Below are 449 nucleotides of genomic sequence, written 5' to 3' on the forward strand. Positions count from 1 at the left end.
CGCGAACATCGGGGCTTTGTCCGCGCACCTTTTCCTCAATCGACCAAAGTGCGCCCATCTTTTCGATTGTCGCCGTTGCCACCTTGGAACTGTCGTTCGTGTGCAGTTCGTAAAACCGACGGCGACCACGCGCCCAGCACCCCGCCAAAAGAGCGCCGTCGTTTGCGCGCTCAGGTCGAGCAACACGGTTATAGGCAGTGTACCCGTCGATTTGCAAGATACCGCGATAGCCTTCGAGATGCCGAGCGACACAATCGCCGGATCGACTGTCTTCAAATCGATAGGCCACCATCGGCGGACCACTGCCGCCGAACGGTCGATCGTCGTGCTTATGTAGAACTCTACATAACCGGGATTATGTGCACCTCGTGATTATGCGCAGATTGCTGAGGCAGGAGGCTTTAACCGTCGGATTCTCGGACGACTTCCGGCTGGCGAACTGCGCATAA

The 449-nt window shown here is 57.0% G+C and carries 1 pseudogene; it reads right to left on the reverse strand.

The window, feature by feature from the left end:
- Positions 1–334: pseudogene (locus tag PY650_RS37735) on the reverse strand (IS66 family transposase); the annotation flags it as partial.
- Positions 335–449: the final 115 nt, after the last annotated feature.

The sequence above is a fragment of the Martinezella calliandrae genome, from assembly GCF_030272695.1.
Lineage (GTDB): Bacteria > Pseudomonadota > Alphaproteobacteria > Rhizobiales > Rhizobiaceae > Rhizobium > Rhizobium calliandrae.